Origin of the sequence: Glutamicibacter sp. JL.03c (assembly GCF_025854375.1) — a bacterium.
Lineage (GTDB): Bacteria > Actinomycetota > Actinomycetes > Actinomycetales > Micrococcaceae > Glutamicibacter.
The window spans coordinates 1,631,367-1,655,102 of sequence record NZ_CP107575.1 but is presented as its reverse complement, the minus strand read 5'-3'; the positions used below and the strand labels follow the sequence as shown (position 1 = coordinate 1,655,102).

Sequence of the window (23,736 nt, the reverse complement as noted above, 5' to 3'; positions counted from 1 at the left end):
CACTGAATCAAACCAACTTCAATAGCATATTGACCAGTGCGATGACTCCGAGAACAACAATGATGCCGCGCAGCCAGCCAGGAGAGAGCCTGCGACCAATCTTGGCGCCGATAAAACCACCGATCAGCGAGCCCACGGCGATCAAGAGGACAATCAACCAGTTGATGCGCTCCGGCGCAATGATCAGATACATGACAGCAGCCATGAGGTTCACGATCAAAGACAGGATGACCTTGATGGCGTTGGACTGCTGCAGGGAGGCCTGCAGGAATACCCCGAAAACGGCCATGAGCAAAACGCCTTGGGCTGCGGTGAAATATCCGCCGTAAACGCCGATAACGAATACCAGAACATACAAAATGGCAGGAATCTTGGCTCGGTCCGCGTCATCCGGATCAGTCCCGCCCCTGGCGGCCTGGCGGGACTTCGCCCACTTAGCCAATCGTGGCTGGAAGATGACCAGGATCAATGCACAGACCAAAAGGATCGGCGCGACCACCCCGAATACCGATTCAGGCAAGTTCAGAAGCAGCAACGATCCAATCAAGCCACCAATCAGCGAGACTGGTACAAGCTTGAGCAGCGTCTTCTTGACGCTGGCCGCTTCCCGGCGATACCCCCAAGCACCGGAGAATCCACCGGCAACAAGGCCCATCGCGTTTGAAACTACTGCGTTGACCGGGGCAGTGCCCAAGGCCACCAGAATTGGAAAGGTGACCAGCGTTCCGGAACCGACAACAGTGTTGATCGTTCCAGCCCACAGGCCACCAATGAAGATGAGGGCTTCACGCCAAAACTCAACCACGTAGAAGCTTCTCCTCTAATTCGTTCTCTTATGCGCCGGCGAATGCCGAGTAGCGTCCGTTTTCACGGCGTAGCTTCAATTTCATCCCATAAGTCTGCTCAAGGTTTTCCTCGGTGAGCGTCGAATCGATCTCGCCAGCAGCGACCACTTGGCCGTCACGCATCATCAGGATGTGCGTGAACCCGGCAGGAACTTCTTCCAGATGGTGGGTGACCAAAACGAGAGCGGGCGCATCTTCATCGGCAGCCAGCTCGGCCATCTGGGCGACAAGTTCTTCGCGCCCGGCAAGGTCCAGACCCGCAGCCGGCTCATCAAGGATGAGCAGCTCCGGGTCGGTCATCAGCGCACGCGCAATGAGCACGCGCTTGCGTTCGCCCTCGGAAAGCTTGCCGAATGGCTGGTTCATGAACGTGGACATGCCCCATTCGTGCAATAGGCGGAAGGCCCGGCGTTCATCGAGTTTTTCGTACTTCTCACGCCAGCGGCCGGTCATGCCGTACGCTGCAGTCAGAACTACATTCAAAGCCTTTTCGTTGGCTGGAATTGAGTTAGCGACTAGCGCTGAACTCAATCCGATCAGTGGGCGGAGATCGAAGACCGACACGCGTCCTAAACGTTCGCCGAGAATATCGGCAGTGCCACGTGTTGGGTGCAACCGGGTGGCTGCGATATTCATCAAGGTAGATTTGCCAGCCCCGTTGGGTCCGACAACAATCCACCGCTGTCCTTCTTTAACTTCCCAGGACACGTCCTTGAGCAGTTCTTTTCGCCCGCGCACCACGCTGACATCTTTGAAAGTTAGCACTTCGCTCATGGTATTCAAGACTAGACTTTTCGTTGCTAATTCACTAATTGAATCACCCATAATCACCCGATTATGCACCTGTCTGATCCGTCATGTTTGGTCGCAATAGCTGAATCATTGAAAAATGGATGCATGGCTTCATCTCTGGTTTTTGTCTCCCGTCCTTCTTTCCCTCGCGATCAGTTTCTGGCTCTGCTTGACCTGGCCGTCACAGAACAGCTGATTCCGCAGGGGCAGGAGCTCATCGTCAAATCCAGCGAAGAGCGCCTTGTGGCCAAGGCACAACTCGGTGAGGGCTCACAAAACCAGTTCCAGCAGCTCGCGACCGAATTTGTTGATCGACACGTCTTGGCAGGCACTGTGGGCTACTCGGATATTTGCCTGGCCATGGTTCCTGAGGAGATTTCTTCAGCGCCCCAGCTGTTGCTGCTCATGGATGTTGATTCCACGCTGATCAAGCAGGAAGTCATTGAACTTCTGGCTGCCCATGCCGGCCGGGAAAAAGAAGTCGCTGAAGTCACCGAGGCCGCCATGCGCGGCGAACTGGATTTTGCGCAGTCGCTCATCCAGCGTGTGGCAACCCTCAAGGATCTGCCGGACTCGGTACTTGCAGAAGTTGGCCAACGCATCATCTTCTCGGATGGCGCGCCATCACTGGTTCGCCGTTTCCACGCCGCGGGCCACAAGGTCGCTGTGGTCTCCGGAGGATTCCAGCAGATCCTGGACCCTCTGGCTGAGGAATTGGGCTTGGACCACGCGTTGGCTAACACGCTGGGCATTACCGATGGCGTACTTGACGGTACCGTCCATGGTCAGATCGTTGATCGCCAGATGAAAGAGACAAAGCTGCGCGCTTGGTCCTCGGAGCACGAGATTCCGCTGACGGCGACCATTGCCGCGGGTGATGGTGCCAATGATCTTGACATGGTGTCTGCCGCAGGATTGGGCATCGCATTTAATGCGAAACCCGCTCTGCGCGATCAGGCCGACGTTCGGCTGGATTTCGGCCGCCTCGACGTGATTGCCGATCTGGTGCTGGATGACCTGAACTAAGCGAATCCAACAACTCGATAACAATTCGAGTGAATAGAGCCTCACTGCACGGCTATCGGTTGTTCCAGCGGTTAGTATTTTCTCTAGACGCCTTATGGCCTGTGGTAGATACCTCGACCAAGCGGCTGAACCCTAACGCTTTTCGAAAGAACTCTAAAACCAGTGCAGACCCCTGATCAGGACAGTACCCCCGCTACGCCTACGAATTCCTCGCACGATAAGAAGAAGTCTAAGAGCAAGGCCAAGCCTTGGATTATTGGCGGTTCTTGTGCTGTGGCAGTAGTTGCGGCGTACTTTGGCGCAGCCGCGTTCATCAGTTCGCAAGTACCAGCCAACGCTTCCATTGCAGGTGTCAATATCGGGTCGATGACCAGCGATGAAGCACGCGCGGAAATCGAGCGCGCAGTCACGCCGCTGGCGCAGGAGCCCATCAAGGTAAAAGTCAACGGCAAGGACTACACCGTTGATCCTGCCAAGGCGGGCCTTAGCCTTAATACCGATGACACCGTAAAGGATCTGACCTCCTATGAAGTCAATCCGGTCAAGCTCTATGAGCGCCTGGCTGGCGACTACGAGGTCACCCCGGAGCTGAACGTCGACAAGCAGAAGTTATCGAGCCAGGTCGAAGCCTTGGCCAAGAAGACCAACTCTGATGTCACCGAGGGCAAGATTGAATTCTCCGACGGAATGGCAAAGCTCTCCAAGCCAGTTGATGGAGTTGCTCTGGACACCGAAGGCGCCGTCGAAAAGATCAGTGAGGACTGGTCGATTGACGGCTCGACAATCGAACTTCCTGCAGAGGTAGTAAAGCCTGAGATCTCAGCTGGCGAATTGCAGAAGTTCTACGACGACCAAGCGAAAGAGCTGCTCAAGGGCGATGTGACGCTGGTATCCGGCGATAAGAAAGCCAACCTGTCTGCTGCGTCCATCGCCGCAGCTGCAACATACGCGCCCAAGGACGGGGCTCCAGCCATCACCCTTGATGACAAGAAGCTGTACAAAGCAGCCACCAAGAACTCGGAACTTTCAAGCACCGCCAAGGACGCGAAAGTCGTTTTGAAGGGTGGAAAGCCTTCCATCCAAGAGTCAACCAATGGCCTCTCGCTGGAAACCGAGGGCCTGGGAACCAAGGTATTGGCCGCTACAGCGACCGATAACCGCACGGCCGAGGTCAAGATGACCGAGACCGAGGCTGACTTCACTACGGCTGAAGCAAAGAAGCTGGGAATCAAGGAGCCGATCGTTGATTTCTCGACCCCGTATCCTGCTTCGGATACCGTCCGCACCAAGAACCTCAAGGCTGGCGCAGCCCGGGTCACTGGCGTCATCGTGAAGCCTGGCGAGCGATTCTCGCTGCTGAACACCCTGGGCCCAATCACCACCGCCAACGGCTACTTCAGCTCCGGCGTGGTAGAGAATGGATTCAGCTCCGAGGCAGTCGGCGGCGGTCTCTCGCAGATTTCCACAATGATGTACAACGTCGGCTTCCTTGCCGGTTATGACGACATCACCCACAAGCCTCACTCGCGCTGGTTCGACCGTTATCCCGCAGGCCGCGAAGCCACCCTTTGGGAAGGCCAGATCGATATGATCTGGGAGAACAACACCCCGTATGGCGTGATGGTACAAGCTTGGGTTTCCGACGATGCTGTACACACCCGCCTTTGGTCAACAAAGTACTGGGATGTCTCGCAGAAGAGCTCTGGCAAATACAACCTGACCGACCCCGAAACCAAGTACAACGAAGCTGAAAAGTGCGTTGCTGAATCCGGCGGCCAAAAGGGCTTCACCATCGATATCACCCGCTATCGCGAAACCTTTGACGGTTCCACGAAGCTGCCAGCAGAAACCAAGAGCTGGACCTACAGCCCCTGGAACAAAATCGTCTGCGGCAAAAAACCGTAGCGGCTGGCCACTGAAAATGCCGGAGATCCTCTTTTGAGGATCTCCGGCATAGTTCCTTAATAGCCAGGTAAAACCGCTGGTGCCCGGCCCCTACAAGGGGCCGGGCACCAGCGGTTGAAATAGGGCGGGAAATCAGCCTGGATTATTTGCCAGCCTGCTTCAGGAAGTCTCCTGCGCCGCCAACCAATTCGGTGTGGCCGGTCTCGACGTCAGCGAAAACCATCTTGGCGACTTCAGCACCGAATTCTTCGACGGAGTACAGCTTGCCGGCCGCCTCGCGGCGGGCGTCGATGGCACCGGGCTCCATGCGGTTGAGCAAGGTTGCGGTGATGGTGCCTTCGATCATGTCGCCGGAAACGACAACGAAGCTGATGTTCTTTTCGGTCAGCTGCGGGATCATTTCGCGCAATGCGTCTTCGCCGGCACGCTTGGACTTCGCAACCGCGTCATAGGCGTCCATGGTGGACACATCGTTGATGAAGTGTGCCTGGTGGCTGGTGACGAAAACGACGCGTCCTCCTTCGCTCATTTTTGGCAAAGCTGCTTTGAGCATGGCCACCTGGGCGTCACGGTTCAGGCGAAGGGCGTAGTTCTCCCCCATCGAGGTCTCCATGCCGCCCGAAGCGTTCAGCACCACGACGTCGAGTGAACCGAAGTTCTCAACTGCTGCGTCCACGAGGGCTACCGGGCCCTCTGGGGCGGTAAGGTCAGCGCCGACGGCGACAGCCTTGCCGCCCTTTTCCTCAATGGCGGCAACGATCTTGTTGGCGCGCGGTGCCTTGGCACGGTAATTAACTACAACGCCGATACCCTGTTCAGCCAAAAGTTGTGCGGTTACTGCGCCAATGCCGCGCGAGGAACCGGTAACTACGGCGCCTTTGAATTCAGTCATCTCGAATGTTCTCCTTGGATCTTAGGGAAAATTTATTCTCATGCAGCACCAAATGCTGCAGGAAAGCTCTTTAGTGGCCCATGCCCAGGCCGCCGTCAACCGGGATCACGGCACCGGAGATGTAGGCGGCTTCGTCGCTGGCTACCCAGCGAACAACGTTGGCAACTTCTTCTGGCTCGGCGAAACGGTTCGCCGGGATGCTGGCCAGGTAGTCCTTCTGGGTTTCTTCTGGCAGGACTGCAGTCATCTCGGTGTTGATGAAGCCAGGTGCCACGACATTGGCAGTGATTCCGCGTGAACCAAGCTCGCGGGTCAGCGAGCGGGCAATGCCAACCAGGCCGGACTTGGATGCTGCGTAGTTGATCTGTCCTGGGGAGCCATAGAGGCCGACCACTGAGGAGATCAGGACGACGCGGCCTCGCTTCAGGCGCAGCATGCCCTTGGAGGCACGCTTGATGACTCGGAATGCCCCGGTGAGGTTGGTATCGATGACCGAGGTGAAGTCGTCTTCGCTCATGCGAAGGAGCAAGGTGTCCTTGGTGACACCGGCATTGGCGACCAACACTTCTACTGCACCGTGGGCTGCCTCGACCTCTTTGAAGGCCTCATCGATGGAGGCGCTGTCCGTGACATCTGCCTTGACACCGAGCAGTCCGGCGGGAACCTCGCCGCTGCGGTAGGTGATGGCCACCTTGTCTCCGTTGGCCTCGAAGGCACGAGCGATGGCAAGCCCGATGCCGCGGTTGCCGCCGGTCACGAGGACGCTGCGGCCTGTGGTTGGTTCCGTAGTCAATGTATTTCTCCATTCATGCGTCAGCGCAGGCACAACAAATCATGTGACCGAGGCCTCGCGTCACGCACTTTGCCTAGTTAAGTAGCTTCTCCGTGATCAATCCTATTAGTTACTGCCCAGTTTTACCGCTTCGACAGCGCGTAGAAATTACACTCTGGGTGCCACAAGTGAGACAATGGGACTAGTTTCCATACTGCAAAGCGAAGTCATCTATATGCCATTTGAGCCCACGAATCACGATTCTCGTGAACCGGAAGTCCACCGCATCACTGAAGCGCGTGAATCCCACACTTCCGAACGCGATACTCGTGTGCGCAAATACACGATTTCGATGACGATCCGCATGATCTGCTTCATCCTGGCCTTTTTCTTCGACGGCTGGCTGCGCTGGGTATTCATCGCCGGCGCCGTTATCCTCCCGTATATCGCAGTGGTTGTCGCCAACGGTGGCGCAGACCTGACCAAGCGAGAACCGCCAGCAGAGTTCTACAAGGCACCGGAGCCCGAGCAGCTGCCTGCCCCGCCGACTCGCACCGAGCCATCAGAAGGCGAAGCCGACATCATCGACGGCACCTTCGTAGAGCCGCCCAGCAACCCATCCAAGGAGGACTAGTGGATTTATTAGGTTCGCTGGGACAACCACAGGCCAGCGCGGACGTGCAGTGCTCACGCAAGGGATGCCGCAATCGTGCCGAGCACCAGCTGCTTTGGAACAACCCGAAAATCCACACCCCCGAGCGGCGTAAGATCTGGCTGGCTTGCCCGGAACATCTGGAATGGCTGGAGACCTATCTCAAGGAGCGACTGTTGCACCGGGAAACCCTGCCCCTGCCAGAAGCTACCGGAGGCGCCAAGTAAATGTATCGATTCCTAGCAAGCACCCGTTGGGTGGGCTGGCTGGTGCTGGTTGCCATCTTCGCCACCGCCTGCGTGAGCCTGGGCAATTGGCAGGCCAACCGCAGGGAACAGGTCCTGACCGGGATTGAACGCGTTAACCGCAACTACTTCGCCGAACCTGTCTCTGGAGCGGAGGCGCTGGACAAGTTCAAGGTGCTTCCTGAAGAGAAGACGTGGATGACCGTCAAGCTCACCGGCACCTACCTGGGCGACGACACCCGCATCGCGAGAAACCGCGTCAAGGCTGGACGTCCAGGCTACGAGGTCCTGGTTCCTTTCAAAACCACGCAGGGCGAGGTTGTCATTATTGACCGCGGTTACCTTCCCATTGGAGACGAAGAGAGCGGACACCCCGACTCGGTGCCGGCTCCCCCGTCGGGCAATGTCACGGTGCTCGCTCGGTTGAAGCCCGGTGAAGTCCGCTTGGACCGCGGTGCTCCCGAGGGACAGATCGCTTCAATCCAGCTGGAAGACTTTGCGCAGCAGGTGGACTACGACATCGCCCAAGGCGCGTACGGCATCATGTACCAGGAAAATCCTGCTCCAGCTTCAGCGCCGCAGCCTTTGGACGCGCCCGATATGGATGAAGGACCACACCTGTCCTACGAGTTCCAGTGGTACGCCTTCGGCGTCCTTGCCTTCGTTGGCTTCTGGTATGCCGCTCGCCAGCAGAAGAAGCTGAACGCAGAGGATGCCGCTGAACTGGCTGAGGCCAAGGCACTGGGCTTCGACGAACCGGTGCACAAGGTGCGCAAGGTTCGCGCGAAGCAGGAAAAGAAGTTCCGTCGCGACGGATCGCTGACTGATGAAGCCATCGAGGACGCAATGCTCGATGACGCTCCCCAGTCCCCTAGCGACTCGCGCTAGCCCTGCTCTGCCGGACGTTGATCACGGCGCCCAGCGGATGCCATGTTGTTCGCACGCCGGCAATGTGCTTTGTTGCCGTTCTGCCTCGGCGCATGAGGCATCTGTGAGTGTTCGATTCCCGACGGGTTCATCGAGCTTGATGGTGTACGGCACTGTCTCATTGGACTGGCAGGTCTGCGCCTTCCCATCCAGCTCTTCGACCACTAGGCCGATGGTGATATCTTCGGCCGAGTATGCCACCTGGGTACCGGTGATCTCCCCGGTGATGCCCGAACCACAAGCCATGCGCATCACGCCAAGATCCAAGCTGGTGCTCTCTGGCGTCACCGCGGAGGAATCCATCAAGCTCCATTGGGCATTGACCGCATCCGGCGCTGGCCGCGCACACCCGGCGGCGAAGAGCGTACCGAGCAGGAGCCCGGCTGCGAGCATTTTGGTTCTGGCCCCAGATACGCTCATGGCTTGGCCCAACCCCTTCTGATGGTGTTATGCCAAGCCTACGAGATTTCGAGCCGGTCCGTTAGGCCTAAGTCAGCGAGACCAGTTCCAGGTAATCCTCGCTGAACAGATCTTCGTCGCCGTCAGGCAGGATGACCACACGCTCGGGCTTCAAAGACATCACTGCGCCCTCATCGTGGCTGACCATCACCACGGCACCCGGGAAGGTGGATAGCGCACCGAGCACCTCGGCACGGGATGCCGGGTCGAGGTTGTTGGTCGGCTCGTCAAGCAGCAGGACATTGGCGCTGGAGGCCACGATGGTCGCCAGAGCCAGGCGGGTCTTCTCGCCACCGGAGAGCACCCCGGCAGGCTTGGACACGTCATCGCCGACAAAGAGGAACGAACCAAGGATAGATCGCACGTCGGCGTCGTTGAGGTGCTCTGGCGCATTGCGGCGCATATTCTCCAGCACCGTGGCTTCAGCATCCAGGGTGTCGTGTTCCTGGGCGAAGTAGCCGATCTTCAGGCCATGGCCGGGAACAATCTTTCCGGTATCAGGTTCGGCGACACCGGCGAGCATGCGCAGCAAGGTGGTCTTGCCGGCGCCGTTCAGACCCAGGATGACGACCTTGGAGCCTCGGTCGATTGCCAGCGAGACATCGTTGAAGATTTCCAGCGAGCCATAGGCCTTTGACAGCCCCTCGGCCATCAGAGGAGTCTTGCCGCAAGGAGCCGGATCCGGGAAGCGCAGGGCGGCGACCTTGTCGGAGGCACGCTCTTCCTGCAGCCCCGAGAGCATGCGGTCAACACGCTTGAGCATGGACTGCGCGGCCGACGCGCCGGAAGCACGGGCCTTCATGCGGTTGGCCTGGGTGAGCAGGACCGAAGCCTTCTTCTCGATGTTGGCGCGTTCGCGCTTGCGGGCGCGCTCGTCGGTCTCACGCTGGATCTTGTAGCGCTTCCAGTTCATGTTGTAGACGTCAACCACGCCACGGTTCGCGTCCAGATTCAGGACCTTGTTGACGGTCTCTTCCATCAGCCCGGTGTCGTGGCTGATCATCAGCACGCCGCCTGGGTAGTTCTTGATGAAGTCGCGCAGCCAGTTGATCGAGTCGACATCCAAGTGGTTCGTCGGCTCGTCAAGCAGCAGGGTTTCCGCGTCCGAGTACAGGATTCGGGCCAGCTCCACACGGCGGCGCTGGCCGCCGGAAAGCGTGCGCAGCGGCTGGTCGAGAATGCGATCTGGCAAATCCAGGTTGGCGCAAATGGCTGCGGCTTCAGACTCGGCAGCGTAGCCACCGGCGGCGATGAACTCGGCTTCCAGCCGGTCATAGCGGCGCATGGCTTTGGCCGAAACCGCAGGATCATCGCTGGCCATCTCGTCGCGGTTCTTCGCGAGCTTGCCTACAACGACGTCGAGGCCACGGGCGCCGAGAATACGGTCGCGGGCCAGCTGCTCCATATCCGGGGTCTTCGGGTCCTGCGGAAGGTAGCCGATGGATCCCTTGTGGACTACTTCGCCAGCGGTTGGCTGGCTCTCACCAGCGAGGACCTTGGTCATCGTGGTCTTGCCGGCGCCGTTACGTCCCACCAGTCCGATCTTGTCGCCCTTGTCGATGCGGAAGTTCACTTCGTCCATCAGCAAGCGGGCGCCGACGCGTAGCTCAAGGTTGGCTACGGAAATCATATGGTGTGGCCCTTTCACGCGGTGAGAAAAATCTTGGCCCAATAATTGGGCAACTTAACTAGTCTACCGGCCAAAGCCCTGTGCGCTGGAGGAAAGTGCATAAACTAACAGTCCAGCGCCGACTTGTGGCTTTCTACCGTCCCAGCTGGGAACGGTAGTCCTTCATCTGGATCAGGCGGCGACGCAGCGAGCCTTCACGACGAAGATCTCCACCGCTGGTCTTGTCGATGTGCTCCTTGCCGAAACGCCAGAGCAGCACATCATCCAGCAGGCGATCCGGGCCCGGCGAATAGCGATGATCCAACGCGGCACGCACATCGGTCACCACATTGGCATCTAGGAGCTGAGCCAGCTGCCAAGTCTGGTTGATCTCGTGCGCATCGAGCAGTTCTGATGCCCACGACCAGTCATCGTCGCGTTTACGGTCAACGTGCGGGAGCAGGGTTTGCCAGATTTCGCCGATTTTCTCGTCGGTCAATGGCTCGGCACCGGAGCCCTTTTCGTCGTGGTACCCGTTGAGCCGATGGTACAGCTCGTCGATGTCGGTGAAGTAGTCTTCCACCGTTTCCAGCATGGCTGCGGTTGCGGTGAAGTGGCGGTCGATCTGGGGATTCCATGCGGCCTCACCGGGATGCTTGAACCGGATATCGTGTTCCATCTCGCTCCACGCGTGCTGCAGCACCGTGCGGATCTGGACTTCGAACACGAAGTTCCCACTGGCAACCACGGGCTTTCCCAGCGCTTCCTGGAACTTCCGGACAGTCGGTTCGCTGCGGGTCTTGAGCAGCAGGTGCCTCGACGAGTAGCCGTAGGTTCCCGATTCCACCGAGCCGATGTCCTTCTCGCGGTCGCTGCGGCAGTCGAAGGAGTCACGGTGGGCTTTGATCAGGCTTGCCACCTGCTGGATTTCATGCGGCAGCATCACGATGATGCGGATCCCGACCATGTCGTGAATTTCGCGCAGCGGATTGGGGAATTCGAGCACCGGGGCGCTCTCGGTCGTTTCCTGCAATCGGCGCGATGCCTTCGCGCGGAATGATTGCGGTGACTTGACCCGGCCGGTGATGAACAAGGGCTGGACTTCGCTTTGGGCAAAGAGTCCGCGGATCTTTGCCTTCATGGCAGACATGACGGTATTCAGCTCGCCGGCGACAGACTTGTACTGTTCAACGGAGTTCTCGATGTGCTCCGAGAACTCGTCGTTCTTTGGCTCATGCTGGGATTCCGTCATAGCTGCCTCCTCGTTGCTGATCTGCGCGTTGCTCTACAGTCCTTGTGCTCCGTATCGATCCGACCGGGTTGATAATCGATGAACCTTATGGGCGGTTCAGGGTCTTGGCCAGGTCGTCATACAGTGGAGCTTTGTCGTCGGTTGGCTGCGACTGCCCGGCCTTAGGCTGGGCAGTGTTCTTTGCAGGCTGGGTGTTCTGCTTGATCGGGGTGACCTTGGCATCAGCGCGTGCGCTGGCAATGCCCTCGGCGCGGGCACGAGCCAGGGCGTCCTGGTGCTCCTGGGCCAAGGCAGCCATGCGCTCATCTTCAGCGGTCTGGGCGTCGGTCAACGCGGCGTTGTAGCCGTCGTCGTAGGCCACGCCGTACTTCCGGGCATTCTCCTGCTCTTCGTCATAGGCCAGGTCCGCGTGGATTTTCGCGGCCCACGACTTCTTCTGGTACATGTGCACGGTCAAGTGGGTAATGGCCAAGAGGACGATTGGCGGCATGGCTGCGACCAATGCTGAAACCAGTGGCGGCACGCCGTTTTCTATGGAATCCACGGTCAAGATGGCGTGCGTGGAGTTCGCTGCGGTCGAAACGATCGCGCCGAAGAACAACAGCGACCACGGGTAGATCATGGCCTTGCGGCTGAAGCCGTTCAGGGCAACAATCGCGACGGTGGCGGCCACGATCATGCCGTCAATGATGATTGGCCAGATCCATGCCAGGCGCGGGCTGATGCCCGAGCGTTCTGCCAAGTCGGTCAGTGCGGCGAAGGAGAGCACGAATGCGCCAACGGCAATCAGGACCGTTGCGCCAACGGCGGTACCTAGGACTGCGTTGTGCGGTTCGTTCGGGACCTCAGGGTTTTTTTCTTCCATGCTGCTGGGCAGACCTTACTTCTCAGTATTCGGATATGTCGTCGAAGGCGAGTGTGATGACCCCAACGCACTGGTCAAAAGCCACCAGTGTCTATTTTAGCCCCAATTCACTGGTGCTAATGCTCGGGGATTGATATGGCCCGGCGATCAATGAACCCGGTCCCGGTGGCTTTCCCTGCGAGCCCCCGCTGGTGCCCGTCGGAGAGGAAAAAGACCGCGCTTACCGCGATATAGGCAGTGACCAGCATGTTCAGTACCGGGTAGGGGCTGACTTCCGTCAAGCTGGTGGAAATCTGGAACAGGAAGGTGATCCCGCCGAATCCTATGATGCTGCGCAATAGCGCTCGCCCTGCCGATGCGCGTTCAGCGCGGCCATCAGTCACGATGAGCCAGGCGCAGCGCTGTCCGAGTGTCGCACGGCCCCGGCTGAGGCTGGGGAGCATGAAGACGAAGGACACGGCCACCAAGGGGATCCAGAAATTCATCAGGCGTTCATTGGCGGCCGGCCCGCCGAGCCTTTCAATCAATGACAGCGTGCCCGTGATTGCAAAGACGGCACCGGTGGTGATCGCTGCATCGAATACATTGGCCAGCGCGCGACGGGATCGTGTGACCCTGCGGGGCGCCGCATCGCGGGCGTCGCCTTCCTTGGGGCCGGTGAGGAAACCGAAGATCGGAAGATACGCGAAAACGGCACCGATGAATGCGCCACCGGTGTTCATGATCAGGTCATCGACGTCGGCGACGCGATAGGCGCAATCGTACAGCCCCCAGATACCGGTATATTGAGTCAATTCAATTGCCAGGGACGCAGCGAAGCCCAGCATCATGCCAGTGAATATGTTGCCGCGCAGCCACCGCACGGCCAGGATTCCCAGCGGCATGAACAAGATGATGTTGAACAGCACTTGCCATAGGACGAAGCTTGTTGCGAATCCACGTAGACCGAGTTCGGCAATGCTTGCCCTGAAGTCATTCAGGAAGTGGCCCGGGTCTGCCTGGGTGATGCCCAGCCCGGTGAAGCACGCCGCTTCGCGGGTTTCCGGCAACGGCAGCATGGTGTAGCTGAACAGCCCGAACCCGTAGATTGCCGCGGTGGCTGTGGTGATGGTGCGGCGCCAGGAAAGCCGGCCATGGCGGCGGTACTGCACCGCCAGCAGGAAGATGCCGGCCGCGCCAAGAAAAAAGGCCGCGCCGAGCACGGCAACGGCCGCAGGCCAGATCATCGTTTGCATATTTCTATCTAAGCCGACGGTGCGTAGAGGAGCCTGTGCCCGATGATGTGATCTTGGCTATTTCTTTTTCCCCGGGTGCGCCATGCCCAAGGGCCCAACCGGGCCTGCCAGGATCTGCCGGGTCTTCGCATCAAAACTGAAGAGACCGGCGAAGAGCAGTACCACGAGCACCCCGGCGAAGGTGCGCATCATCCATGCTGAGTGCCACTGTTCGATGGAGAGCTGGTCAACAAAAACTGCCACCAGGATCAAGCTGGAAACGTAGATCATCAACTTTTCCGATGACCAGGAAACTCGGTGCGATATTGCGAATAACGCGATGAGCCACAGGATGTACCACGGCTGGATAATCGGGGCCAGCAGCACAGCGGCCGAGAGCGACCATGCTGCCAAACGCACGGGATTCGAGATGTCCTTGGCCAGTGCCAGTCGGGCGACGATGGCCAAGCCCAGCAGCTGGAAAAGTGCCACCACTAGCCCGTTGACAAAAGCGATGTTGCCACCCAGAAGTCCCGCCACATTGCTGACGCTCCACCCGATCAAACCCACCGGCGCATACGGGAATGCGGCATCGCCGGCAGAGAACATTGCTGGCAGCCAGCCAAACCACAGGTTTGTTACGGCGCCGATGATGCCAAGCCAGATCAGCGACAAGACGACGACCTTGGCCCATACGGCCCAGCGGGCGCGCTTGGACGGGTTCTTGTCGAGAAGGATCAGGCCGATGAATGGGAGTACGAGCAGGACGATGGGCTTAACCGAAACGGCAATGGCCAAGGCCAAGGTAGCCGCTGCCGGCCGGCGGTCATAGGCGTAGGCAAATGCGCAGAACACTCCAGCGATCATCAGCGCGTCGTTGTGAACTCCACCGATCATGGTTAAAAGGAACAGCGGGTTGCCGACGATTGCCCAGTTGGCCCAATGAGGGTTTTGGCCCATTTTCTGTGCAAGTTTCGCGGTGAAGTGGAAACAGCCGAGGACGCCAAGCACGGCGACAATTCGCAACAGGCCCACGCCGATTTCCGGAACGCCATTGGAAACGAAGAAGATGAAGCGGGCCAGCACCAGAAAGAAAGGGCCGTAGGGTGACGGCGATTGAGCCCAGAGCCCGTCCGAGCCGCCGTCAAACCATCCCGGCAACGCTGAGATGCCTTCGAGATAAGGTGATTTATCCGCGTGCAGCATCCGGCCCTGCGCAAGGTAGGAGTACACGTCACGGCTGAGAATCGGGAAGCTGAACATCAAGGGCGCCGACCACATTCCGAAGAGCCGTCCCAGCTCCCGGTGGGTGATTCCGGTGGCCACCTGGACCCGTGGCCTGGCGACAATCCAGGTCCGGGTCAGCCAGACCATGCCCAGGGCCATCAAGATGATGCAGGTGATGACGCCGCTGACGTCAGTGCGGAATTCAATGAAGAATCCGCTGCGCGCCAGAGGCGAGAGCTGGTTGCGCGGGAACCAGCCAATCCCCCAGGAAGCCACGGTGATCATCGCGGAGGCGGCAAAGCCCTGCCATCCCAGTGAGCGCAGACTCTCCCCCAGGAGTTTCCGGCTAATGTCCATCACGGCCACTAGGCCTTCTTCGACTTCTTCAGCCAGTTCGTGGAACTGAGAAGATCCGGGCAGATGGACTTGGTCTTCGGATCGAAGAACACCAGGTAGATCGCGCAGGCGATGGAGATGCCCCAAGAAATCATCTGGACGCGAGGAACCAATGACTCTTGGAGGAACTGCCAGACGAAGATCTGGTCGGCTGCCTGATAGGCCAGGAAGAAGATCGTGGTCAGGTGAAGCCAGAGCATCTGCCAATCATCCCGCAGGCCGGTGGCCGCGAAGAATGGCAGCAGCCACAACAAGTACCACGGCTGGATGACTGGCGAGAGGACCACGATCGCCGAGAACGCGATAGCCATGCGCTGCACAAGATGGGAGTACTTGCCGCGGAACATCAGCACAATCGCCATGACCACACCGATTAGTCGCCCGGCAGTCTTGATGACCGAGAGCACTGAATCCGATTCCAGTCCGAAGGAATGGAAAATACTGGAGATCGCCACGGTCATCAGGCCCAGCGGGGCGAAGATCGAGAATCCGGCGCCGGTGTAGTTGAGCATGACTTCCAGCCAGCCGAACCAGTATCCATTGAGCCAGCCGACCACCGTCATGAGGGCCAGGAAGATCATGCCGGAGTAGAACCAGTAGAGAATGCGGCGTGGCCAGTTGGCTTGAGGCCCGGCCCACAGCAGGCCGATAAACGGCAACAGGACCAAAGTGATTGGCTTGACGCCAATAGAGGCTGCCAACACGACAATCGCCCAGAACCCGTGGCGCTTGCAGGCAAGGTATACCGCCCAAACCGACAGGCCGGTCATCAGCGCATCGTTGTGCGCGCTCGCGACGAAGTTGACCAGGAACAGCGGGTTCGCCACGGTCATCCAGGTGGCCTTCGCTCCCGGAACGGAATGCAGCTCGGCAAGCTTCGGCACGAAGTGCAGGCAGAGCAAGACGCCGATAAAGGCGATAGCCTTGAAGACAAGAATTGCGGCGTCGGTCGAACCGCCGACAATGTTGACCACCAGGTACTCGATGGACAGGAACAGCGGGCCATAAGGTGTTCCGTCTTGGGCCCACATGGTGTCGGCACCGAGCTGGAACCAGTTATTCAAGCTGGAAATACCGTCGACATATGGATCCTGCCCGGCATCCACCAAACGCCCTTGGCCGATATAAGCGAAGACGTCACGGCTCATGATCGGCAGCGCGACGAACATCGGAATGCTCCACAGCCAGACTGCACGCCGAACGATCTTGAGGGATCCTTCGCCCCAAGAGCTCAGCTTCTGGCCCAGCCGCCACCAAGAACGAAACAGCACCCAGCAGCCGACGGCTAGCAGGATGACGCAGGTGATAACCCCGGCCGATTCGGTGCGGAGCATGATGAAGAAGGGATCGCGGTTCAGCGGCGAGACGCTAGCCAGCCAGCCTGTGCCGAAGGAGCCGAAAAGTATCAGCGAAGCACCCATAACGCCGCTGAGCAGAGTCCTATTCACTCCAGCGTCCGGCTGGGAGCGCACTGCTTCTACGTTGCTGGCTGACACACTGACACCTCGTGCTGTAGCGGACTAAAGGTCGGAAAATCTTGGCCAACGCCGCATCGGGATTCCCCTTGCGAACGGGTGATTCAACGGCCAGAAATCTCTGTCGATTTTAGCATCACACCACCGGACAACCGGGGCAGGACACCGTTTCTGAGCGAGCAATCACGTCGTGCGCTGCCCCACAGCCACTCTGCGCGTGTAGATTGGTTACGTGGCTAGTAATTCAGAAAAAATTGTGTGGATCGACTGCGAGATGACCGGCCTTGATCTGGTTAATGACGCGCTGATCGAAGTTGCGGTGCTGATCACCGATTCGGATTTGGAGATCATCGACGAGGGAATCCAGGTAGTGATCAAGCCAGAGCCAGCGGCCTTGGCGCAGATGAACGACTTCGTACGCAATATGCATACGGTCAGCGGCCTGCTCCCCGAGCTCGAAGAAGGCATCACCATGGGCGAGGCCCAGCACCTGGTCATGGACTACATCAAGAAGCATGTCCCGGAGCCTAAGAAGGCGCTGCTAGGCGGCAATTCGGTAGGCACCGACAAGAACTTCCTGGCTCGCGACTTGCCGGAGGTTGTCGAGCACCTGCACTACAGGATCATTGATGTCTCGACGCTGAAGGAACTCAGCCGCCGCTGGTACCCCAGGGCCCACTACGCGGCTCCAGCGAAAACTGGCAACCACAGAGCACTAGGAGATATCCAGGATTCCATTAACGAACTTCGCTACTATCGCGAATCGATCATGGTTCCCGCTCCCGGCCCGAGCAGCGACGAAGCTCGTAGGATCGCATCCAGGATCGCGCCGAACGACTGATGCCAGCAACTTTTCAGCCCTTGGGGCGCAGGTGATGCACTGCACAGCATCCCAGGGGTTGCCGATTGGCGTCAGGCCGCGAATTATGTGTATAGTATTTCTCGTTGCCGGATACTACTTCGTCCCTCAAAGAGGTTCTGACTAGTACCGGAGTAAACATGGTGGGTATAGCTCAGTCGGTAGAGCGTCTGGTTGTGGTCCAGAAGGTCGCGGGTTCAAACCCCGTTACTCACCCCAGGTAGGAAGACTTGATCCAAAGCCCCGGTTGCGGATCAGGTCTTCTTTGTTTTTGCCGCGACTAACCCATCAAAAAAAGAACAACAGTGGATTAGTTTCACGCGATCACTCGAAGCCGCGGCAACGCCGAAAACGATACAGGCAAGAAACCGGACGCAAGCGGACTTCCAATTCAGGTGTTCCACGTCGATTCAATCAGGCACCGGATTAGTCGCCGACAGGTGAAGTCGAGGCCAAAACAAACCCGTAATTGAGCCACTGGTCACATACGAGCTTTTCTGCCGTCCCGGATTGGTATTCAACGCACAACTACGTGTATAGTATTTCTCGTTGCTCGATACAAGTGATTCGCCACTACGGCTTCTGACTAGTATCAAAGTGAACATGGTGGGTATAGCTCAGTCGGTAGAGCGTCTGGTTGTGGTCCAGAAGGTCGCGGGTTCAAACCCCGTTACTCACCCCAGATCAAAAGGCTCGATTTGCAATTACGGTTGCAAGTCGGGCTTTTTGCACATCACGACCGCAAAGAATTGCCTCCTCAGGTTTCACTCACGGAACGATAGACGAGTTTCCATCACGCGAGGCCTCCGCCCCGGCTTCTTTTCCCAGTGCGAACGGGACGCACAAGACCCAGACGGTTGCCACGAGGATTACTCATCCGACCGACCCCCAGAGCAGCATCAGGTCTCCGATAGCCGGCATCAGAGAGATTCGATCGCGCGTGAGGGCCGCAAAAAACGCCGGCGACGACTGCCCCGACCCATGAACCGACCATGTTTCCGGTACGTCCGGGGGCGTGCCCGCGGCGGACGCTCAACACGCCCAGGGTGGTGGTGCCGTACGTGAAAATCGCCAACGCATGGTGGATCGTGAATCCGCCGCTGATCATTTAGATGAACCCTCCGCTGACGCAGGCAAAGTGCATTGACATCACCCAGGTTCGCCCTACTGTTCGATGCCGGAAGTTATTGCGGCATCGACGAACATTCAATGGCGCCACGAGAACCATGAGTCTTGCCGAAATCGCGTGGATGGCAATAACGGAGTTCCCCATGTCCCCACCGCAAATCCATACCTCTCGACCCCATCCACGAACGGCGATCGCCACGATCGGCCCCACGGGCCATGCCCCTAGCCGCTACGAGCTGGCAACCATCGGCGAGCGCTGCACCGGAGCAAGCGTGTCCCGATTGAACGCGAAGAGGTCATTGCTAACCGCAGGGCACGATTAGCCTTGTTAAGTCATATTTCGGAAGCGCCTACAGGTGTTTCGAATTTATGTTCGAATGTGCTTCGCTTTTGGGTCTAGCCCCGTGTTTTTCGAGACATCTGGCGTTATTTTGGGACTTGAGACGCGGGTTTGCGATTCAAGTAGGCATGATTTCGCGTGAACAACCATAATGGAACTTGTACTTTGGCAAGTCTCTGTGTTGCTTGCCTGTGCCCTACCCGATGAAAGGTACTCCCCCTGTGAAACGCGCGCTTTTTGAAGAGGACCACGAACAGTTCCGTGAGTTGGCTACGGAGTTCAATACCCGTGAAGTCTCTGGAAAATACGCCCAGTGGGAGAAGGACCACCAGATTCCACGCGAGGTTTGGCAGTCAGCCGGCGAGAACGGCCTCCTTGGCCTGGCCGTTCCCGAGGAATTCGGCGGCATGGGGATCGATGACTACCGCTTCCGCGTGGTGCTTGACGAGGAATTCGTGCGCGCCGGCCACCTAGCTGTTGCACTGGCCTTCCACCTGCATGATGACCTGGTGCTTCCCTACCTGCTGGCTTATGGTTCCGATGAGCTCAAGGCCAAGTGGCTTCCACGCATGGTTGATGGCTCCACGATCACTTCCTGCGCATTCACCGAGCCAGGCGCCGGTTCCGACCTGCGCGCGGTACGAACCAAGGCGGTCCGCGATGGCGAGGATTGGCTGCTGAGCGGCCAGAAGACCTTCATCGGCAATGGCGCCTTTGGCGATGCCGCAGTGGTTCTTGCCCGCACAGATGCGCAGAGCGGTCGAGCCACAGAGTCGTCCTTCTCCCTGTTCATGGTGGAGCGCGCTGAGGGTTATACGAATGGCAATCCCTTCGACAAAATGGGCTTGCGCGCTTCGGATACCGCTGAACTGTTCTTTGATGAGGTTCGCGTATCCGACGCGGATCGTATCGGCGAGATCGGCCAGGGCCTGCGCTATGTCAAGGAACAGCTACCCCAGGCACGCTTGGCCATCGCCGTAGCAGCAGCGGCTATCGGCACGGCGTCGTTCGAGCAGGCATTAGAGCACGCGAAGAACCGCTCAACCTTTGGCCAGGCCTTGACCCAGTATCAGAACACCCGGTTTGAGCTGGCTAATTTGAAGACTGAGTCCCATGTCACTCAGACTTTTGTGGATCAGGCAGTTCTCGCCTTCAATGATGGCGAACTGGATGCCCATGAGGCCGCTGAAGTGAAGCTTTGGGCAAGTGAGAGCGCAAATAGACTTTCGGACAAGGCGCTGCAGATCCATGGAGGCTACGGCTACATCATGGAGTACCCGATCGCTCAATCATTCACTGCGGCACGCTTGCTGACCATATTTGGTGGCACAAGTGAGATCATGCGTGAAACTATTGGACGAGCACTTTAAGCACTTTTGAAAGGACCTGATCACGTGCCAATCCGGCAGATCACAGTTTACGGAGAACCAGTTCTACATCGCCGCGCGGTAGAAGTCACCGAGTTCAATGATGAACTTCGCCAGCTCGTTGCAGATATGCACGTGACCATGGATGAAGCTCATGGCGTAGGACTGGCCGCTCCGCAGATTGGCATCGGTCTACGTCTGTTCACATATGTCTACGCCGACCAGGACACCGCCCCTGAACGTGGCGTTGTCATCAACCCCAAGCTGACCCTCTCCAAGGTGTCGCAGGCACCTGCCGACGTTGACGAGGAGTCGGAAGGCTGCTTGTCCGTTCCAGGGTTGAACTACCCGCTAAAGCGTGCCGAGTACGCGAAGGTGGAAGGTTTCGATGAGTTCGGTAACCCGATCTCCTTCGAAGCCCACGATTGGTTCGCTCGCGTCATGCAGCACGAGTACGACCACCTGGATGGGTTCCTGTATGTCGACAAGCTGCAGCCACGCTGGGACAAGCGCTGGAAGAAAGCCAAGAAGGCACTGGGCTGGGGCGTACCGGGCAATACATGGCTGCCTGGCACTGATGAGGATCCTTTTGGGCACTAGCCTTCGTACTGCCTAATTGGCATGCCTGAAGTCCACGTACCGCTGATGTAGCGCCGCACCGAGTGAATCGGTCGGCGCTACATTTGCATCCCAGAGACTTGATGCCCTGCCACTTTCCAGCCAGAAGGCATTGAACATGCCATTCTTGCCGGGGGTAATCCGGTTTTGCATGGAAGGATCAGCCACCAAGCTTCGATCGGCCCATGACAAGTAGTATTCGTCAAAGGGGCCAAGCAAGCGTGTGGGAAGGTCGATCTTGGCTGATGACCCATACACCTGGTGTGCGGCTGATCCTTGAACCACATACAGGTCTTCTCCGCGTTCATCTTTATCGACGCTGATGAGTTCTCGTTCCATGGAAGCGGCGGCCTTGCGGATGGCGGTGAGGGTCTGGCCCGCATACCAGGCGGCGTCGCGGAGTGTGGCTGGCCCATGGGCGCCGAGATAGCGCGACAGCAATTCTTGGATTGGATTACCCGGAATGTGATGCTCGGTGATCCACTGTTCCACCAGCACAAAGTCTTGGGCAGCCAGTCTCGCCGTCTGCGGTATCGGCCCCAGGCATATCAAGCCCTGCTGGACCAGGGCGAGCAGCAGATGCACGCCTCGTTGATTGCGCGTGCCGATTCCCTGTTGCTCTAGCTGCTCAAAGAGCTCGGGCCTGCTGGCCCTTCCAAGCGCAGCCAGGTGTGACTGGATAATCACGGCGGACTTCTCAATTACCGCTGGATCAATCTGCAGTTCTCGATGCCTGGCAGCCATTGAACGCAGGGTTCGCTCCTTGGAGGCCTGCACCAGCCATTGTGCATCTTGCGGCAAGCAGATATGCAGGGTTCCTCGCATGGTCCATGAGCGCACGAGCAATCCCTCGTTAAAGAGTTGATTAACCTGCTCCCGGAGCGGCATCGGATGCACGCGCTGGGCGAGCGCGTATCTCCCGGCAATGAAGTCCTGGGATTGGGTAGCGAGCAAGTGCCCCGCGGCTTCCTGCACGGTCCTCGCGGGTGCGGACAACAATTGGCTGGCCATCCGGGCTGAGAGCAATCTTTCGCGATCCACGTTTCCGCCTTCCGACTCCGCCTGCTCTTCAGAGGGTAGCAGCTTGGGCTCGCACCTGTGCCTTTAGTTTCGCGATGGATATCCCTCGGCAGCGGCCGCTGGGCGGTTAACGACTTCGGGACCATACACCAGCGCGGTCTGCGCGAGCATGGTCCCGAAGATCAGTCGCTTATGCCTTAGACGGTCACGGCCTCAGCCTTGACAGCTGGAACTGCGACCGGGTGGGTTCCGGCGATCGTTTCGATCACGCGGACAACCTGGCACGAGTAGCCGAACTCGTTGTCGTACCAGACGTAGACAACAGCGTTCTTGCCGGAAACGATGGTGGCCAAGCCATCAACAATGCCGGCGCGGCGCGAGCCGACGAAGTCGGTGGAAACAACCTCTGGCGAATCGATGTAGTCGATCTGCTTGTGCAGCTTCGAGGTCAACGAGGTCTCGCGCAGGTAGGCGTTCAACTCTTCCTTGGTGGTCTCGTTCTCAAGGTTGAGGTTCAAGATCGCCATGGAAACATCCGGGGTTGGTACGCGGATGGCGTTACCGGTCAGCTTGCCTTCGAACTCTGGCAAAGCCTTGGCGACCGCCTTGGCGGCGCCGGTCTCGGTGATGACCATGTTCAACGCCGCAGCGCGGCCACGACGCTCTCCCTTGTGGAAGTTGTCGATGAGGTTCTGGTCGTTGGTGAACGAGTGAACGGTCTCGACGTGGCCGTGGCTGACGCCGAACTTGTCGTTCAGAGCCTTGAGCACTGGGGTGATCGCGTTAGTGGTGCACGAAGCGGCGGTCACGATCTTGTCTTCGGCGGTGATCCAGGAATCATTGATGCCGTGAACGATGTTCTTCAAGTCGCCCTTGCCCGGTGCGGTCAGCAGCACGCGGGCTACGCCCTTGGCCTGCAGGTGCTGGGAGAGGCCAGCTTCATCACGCCAGCGGCCGGTGTTGTCGACGACGATGGCGTTGTCGATGCCGTGCTCGGTGTAGTCCACGGTAGTTGGGTCGTTCGAGTAGATGACCTTGATCAAGGTGCCGTTGGCGAGGATGGTGTTGTTTTCCTCGTCGACGGTGATCGAGCCTTCGAAGCGGCCGTGCACCGAGTCGCGGCGCAACAGCGAAGCGCGCTTGACGATGTCATCATCCGAGCTCTTGCGAACCACGATGGCGCGAAGGCGCAGGCCGTAGCCGCCACGCTCGATGAGGATGCGGGCTAGCAGGCGGCCAATGCGGCCGAAGCCGTAGAGTACAACGTCCTTTGGCTCTGCATCGGTGGCACCGGCCTGGCCGACTTTTTCGCCTAGTTCGTTGCTGAGGAATGCGTTCAGGTCAACCGAGCCGGAATCCTTGAACTTCTTGTTCAAACGGCCAAGGTCAACGGATACCGATCCAACATTGAGCGCCTCAATCTCGTCGAGGATTGCTTTGGTTGCCTTCAGGCTTAGCTCTTCGCCATCGATGCGGCGTACTACGCGGTGCGCCTTGATGATGTCGATGGCGGACTGGTTGATCAGCTTGCGGCCATATACGGAGGGCACCACATTGTTCTTGCGGTACAGGCGTCCGATCAGTGGAATCATGGCCTCGGCGAGCTCTTCGCGCCCGCTCCATTCTTGCTGGGCAACGACAGACTGCTGGGTCACAGAAAATCCTTCCAATTCAGCCGACTCGCAGATCCATGAAGTCGGTTGGCACCGTGGGAAGCACCATTGCTTTTGCGGTGGTACGAGGTCTACAGGATCATCCTCGCAAGTACTAAGTACGCTTTCCATTCTAAACTGCGCAGAAAAATTCAGGGAACGAGCCACTGTGAAACATCTCACCCGAAAGGCTGGAGGG

Annotated in this window: 21 protein-coding genes and 2 tRNA genes; 10 read left to right on the top strand and 13 right to left on the bottom strand. The window is 58.4% G+C overall.

What is annotated here, in order from left to right; translation table 11 throughout:
* Positions 1 to 7 precede the first annotated feature (7 nt).
* Together OF385_RS07580 and OF385_RS07575 are read right to left on the bottom strand one after the other, a co-directional pair.
* A complete protein-coding gene (locus OF385_RS07580; protein WP_264277714.1) occupies positions 8 to 805 on the bottom strand; it encodes a sulfite exporter TauE/SafE family protein in 798 nt (265 codons plus the stop codon).
* Between the two features lie 28 nt (positions 806 to 833).
* A complete protein-coding gene (locus OF385_RS07575; RefSeq protein ID WP_264277713.1) occupies positions 834 to 1,619 on the bottom strand; it encodes an ABC transporter ATP-binding protein in 786 nt (261 codons plus the stop codon).
* Between the two features lie 123 nt (positions 1,620 to 1,742).
* On the opposite strand from OF385_RS07575, the gene serB reads away from it, so the two are divergent.
* Positions 1,743 to 2,663, top strand: a complete 921-nt coding sequence (serB, locus tag OF385_RS07570) for a phosphoserine phosphatase SerB (RefSeq protein ID WP_264277712.1) — start codon at positions 1,743 to 1,745, stop codon at positions 2,661 to 2,663.
* 162 nt (positions 2,664 to 2,825) lie between these two features.
* Positions 2,826 to 4,568 (top strand): VanW family protein, encoded by a 1,743-nt coding sequence (locus tag OF385_RS07565; RefSeq protein WP_264277711.1) that lies wholly within the window; start codon positions 2,826 to 2,828, stop codon positions 4,566 to 4,568.
* Between the two features lie 142 nt (positions 4,569 to 4,710).
* On the opposite strand, the gene OF385_RS07560 is transcribed toward OF385_RS07565, so the two are convergent.
* Both OF385_RS07560 and fabG read right to left on the bottom strand, forming a co-directional pair.
* Positions 4,711 to 5,460 carry an SDR family oxidoreductase gene (locus OF385_RS07560; RefSeq protein ID WP_264277710.1) on the bottom strand — a complete coding sequence of 250 codons (750 nt, stop codon included), beginning with the start codon at positions 5,458 to 5,460 and terminating at the stop codon, positions 4,711 to 4,713.
* Positions 5,461 to 5,530: 70 nt separating this feature from the next.
* On the bottom strand, positions 5,531 to 6,253 hold the full coding sequence (gene fabG / locus OF385_RS07555; RefSeq protein ID WP_264277709.1) for a 3-oxoacyl-ACP reductase FabG: 723 nt from the start codon (positions 6,251 to 6,253) through the stop codon (positions 5,531 to 5,533).
* A 175-nt stretch (positions 6,254 to 6,428) separates the two neighbouring features.
* Between fabG and OF385_RS07550 the strand changes: the two genes are divergently transcribed.
* From OF385_RS07550 to OF385_RS07540, 3 genes are read left to right on the top strand one after another with little or no spacing between them, the layout of a single operon-like run.
* Positions 6,429 to 6,866 carry a DUF3099 domain-containing protein gene (locus OF385_RS07550; RefSeq protein ID WP_264277708.1) on the top strand — a complete coding sequence of 146 codons (438 nt, stop codon included), beginning with the start codon at positions 6,429 to 6,431 and terminating at the stop codon, positions 6,864 to 6,866.
* Entirely contained in the window at positions 6,866 to 7,111 is a 246-nt protein-coding gene (locus OF385_RS07545; RefSeq protein ID WP_264277707.1) for an acetone carboxylase, read from the top strand. The genes OF385_RS07550 and OF385_RS07545 overlap by 1 nt, the downstream gene beginning before the upstream one ends.
* Complete coding sequence (locus OF385_RS07540; RefSeq protein WP_264277706.1) at positions 7,112 to 8,017, top strand: SURF1 family protein; 906 nt, start codon at positions 7,112 to 7,114, stop codon at positions 8,015 to 8,017.
* Between the two features lie 21 nt (positions 8,018 to 8,038).
* Here the strand turns inward: OF385_RS07540 and OF385_RS07535 are convergent, their stop codons facing one another.
* The 7 genes from OF385_RS07535 to mptB (OF385_RS07505) all read right to left on the bottom strand — a co-directional run bounded on the left by OF385_RS07535 (position 8,039) and on the right by mptB (OF385_RS07505) (position 16,574).
* A complete protein-coding gene (locus OF385_RS07535; RefSeq protein WP_264277705.1) occupies positions 8,039 to 8,476 on the bottom strand; it encodes a hypothetical protein in 438 nt (145 codons plus the stop codon).
* Positions 8,477 to 8,543: 67 nt separating this feature from the next.
* Complete coding sequence (locus tag OF385_RS07530) at positions 8,544 to 10,145, bottom strand: ABC-F family ATP-binding cassette domain-containing protein (protein WP_264277704.1); 1,602 nt, start codon at positions 10,143 to 10,145, stop codon at positions 8,544 to 8,546.
* A 133-nt stretch (positions 10,146 to 10,278) separates the two neighbouring features.
* Positions 10,279 to 11,376, bottom strand: coding sequence for a GTP pyrophosphokinase family protein (locus tag OF385_RS07525; RefSeq protein ID WP_264277703.1), 1,098 nt, complete (start codon positions 11,374 to 11,376; stop codon positions 10,279 to 10,281).
* A gap of 85 nt (positions 11,377 to 11,461) precedes the next feature.
* The gene (locus tag OF385_RS07520) at positions 11,462 to 12,241 is read right to left on the bottom strand and encodes a DUF2637 domain-containing protein (RefSeq protein ID WP_264277702.1); all 780 of its coding nucleotides are present in this window, start codon (positions 12,239 to 12,241) and stop codon (positions 11,462 to 11,464) included.
* Between the two features lie 116 nt (positions 12,242 to 12,357).
* Positions 12,358 to 13,476 (bottom strand): VanZ family protein, encoded by a 1,119-nt coding sequence (locus OF385_RS07515; RefSeq protein ID WP_264277701.1) that lies wholly within the window; start codon positions 13,474 to 13,476, stop codon positions 12,358 to 12,360.
* Positions 13,477 to 13,533: 57 nt separating this feature from the next.
* A complete protein-coding gene (gene mptB / locus OF385_RS07510) occupies positions 13,534 to 15,039 on the bottom strand; it encodes a polyprenol phosphomannose-dependent alpha 1,6 mannosyltransferase MptB (RefSeq protein ID WP_264277878.1) in 1,506 nt (501 codons plus the stop codon).
* Positions 15,040 to 15,047: 8 nt separating this feature from the next.
* On the bottom strand, positions 15,048 to 16,574 hold the full coding sequence (gene mptB, locus OF385_RS07505; protein WP_264277700.1) for a polyprenol phosphomannose-dependent alpha 1,6 mannosyltransferase MptB: 1,527 nt from the start codon (positions 16,572 to 16,574) through the stop codon (positions 15,048 to 15,050).
* 253 nt (positions 16,575 to 16,827) lie between these two features.
* Between mptB (OF385_RS07505) and orn the strand changes: the two genes are divergently transcribed.
* The 5 genes from orn (at position 16,828) to def (ending at position 20,847) form a co-directional block, all read left to right on the top strand.
* Positions 16,828 to 17,394: an oligoribonuclease gene (gene orn / locus OF385_RS07500; RefSeq protein WP_413468148.1), complete on the top strand. Its 567-nt coding sequence runs from the start codon at positions 16,828 to 16,830 to the stop codon at positions 17,392 to 17,394.
* Positions 17,395 to 17,555: 161 nt separating this feature from the next.
* Positions 17,556 to 17,631: transfer RNA gene (locus tag OF385_RS07495), tRNA-His, on the top strand.
* Positions 17,632 to 18,018: 387 nt separating this feature from the next.
* A tRNA-His gene (locus tag OF385_RS07490) sits at positions 18,019 to 18,094 on the top strand.
* A gap of 1,007 nt (positions 18,095 to 19,101) precedes the next feature.
* A complete protein-coding gene (locus tag OF385_RS07485; protein WP_264277698.1) occupies positions 19,102 to 20,250 on the top strand; it encodes an acyl-CoA dehydrogenase family protein in 1,149 nt (382 codons plus the stop codon).
* Between the two features lie 24 nt (positions 20,251 to 20,274).
* Entirely contained in the window at positions 20,275 to 20,847 is a 573-nt protein-coding gene (gene def, locus OF385_RS07480; protein WP_264277697.1) for a peptide deformylase, read from the top strand.
* A gap of 12 nt (positions 20,848 to 20,859) precedes the next feature.
* Here def and OF385_RS07475 read toward each other — a convergent pair whose 3' ends face one another.
* Complete coding sequence (locus tag OF385_RS07475; protein WP_264277696.1) at positions 20,860 to 21,906, bottom strand: winged helix DNA-binding domain-containing protein; 1,047 nt, start codon at positions 21,904 to 21,906, stop codon at positions 20,860 to 20,862.
* Positions 21,907 to 22,082: 176 nt separating this feature from the next.
* Complete coding sequence (locus tag OF385_RS07470; protein WP_413468133.1) at positions 22,083 to 23,540, bottom strand: glyceraldehyde-3-phosphate dehydrogenase; 1,458 nt, start codon at positions 23,538 to 23,540, stop codon at positions 22,083 to 22,085.
* Positions 23,541 to 23,736 lie beyond the last annotated feature (196 nt).

Coding starts and splice junctions, on each gene's coding strand:
- OF385_RS07525 (WP_264277703.1), bottom strand. CDS start 11,376: ATGACGGAATCCCAGCATGAGCCAAAGAACGACGAGTTCTCGGAGCAC.
- serB (WP_264277712.1), top strand. CDS start 1,743: ATGGCTTCATCTCTGGTTTTTGTCTCCCGTCCTTCTTTCCCTCGCGAT.
- orn (WP_413468148.1), top strand. CDS start 16,828: ATGACCGGCCTTGATCTGGTTAATGACGCGCTGATCGAAGTTGCGGTG.
- OF385_RS07560 (WP_264277710.1), bottom strand. CDS start 5,460: ATGACTGAATTCAAAGGCGCCGTAGTTACCGGTTCCTCGCGCGGCATT.
- OF385_RS07530 (WP_264277704.1), bottom strand. CDS start 10,145: ATGATTTCCGTAGCCAACCTTGAGCTACGCGTCGGCGCCCGCTTGCTG.
- OF385_RS07520 (WP_264277702.1), bottom strand. CDS start 12,241: ATGGAAGAAAAAAACCCTGAGGTCCCGAACGAACCGCACAACGCAGTC.
- mptB (WP_264277878.1), bottom strand. CDS start 15,039: ATGGACATTAGCCGGAAACTCCTGGGGGAGAGTCTGCGCTCACTGGGA.
- OF385_RS07575 (WP_264277713.1), bottom strand. CDS start 1,619: ATGAGCGAAGTGCTAACTTTCAAAGATGTCAGCGTGGTGCGCGGGCGA.
- OF385_RS07535 (WP_264277705.1), bottom strand. CDS start 8,476: ATGAGCGTATCTGGGGCCAGAACCAAAATGCTCGCAGCCGGGCTCCTG.
- OF385_RS07540 (WP_264277706.1), top strand. CDS start 7,112: ATGTATCGATTCCTAGCAAGCACCCGTTGGGTGGGCTGGCTGGTGCTG.
- OF385_RS07515 (WP_264277701.1), bottom strand. CDS start 13,476: ATGCAAACGATGATCTGGCCTGCGGCCGTTGCCGTGCTCGGCGCGGCC.
- OF385_RS07550 (WP_264277708.1), top strand. CDS start 6,429: ATGGGACTAGTTTCCATACTGCAAAGCGAAGTCATCTATATGCCATTT.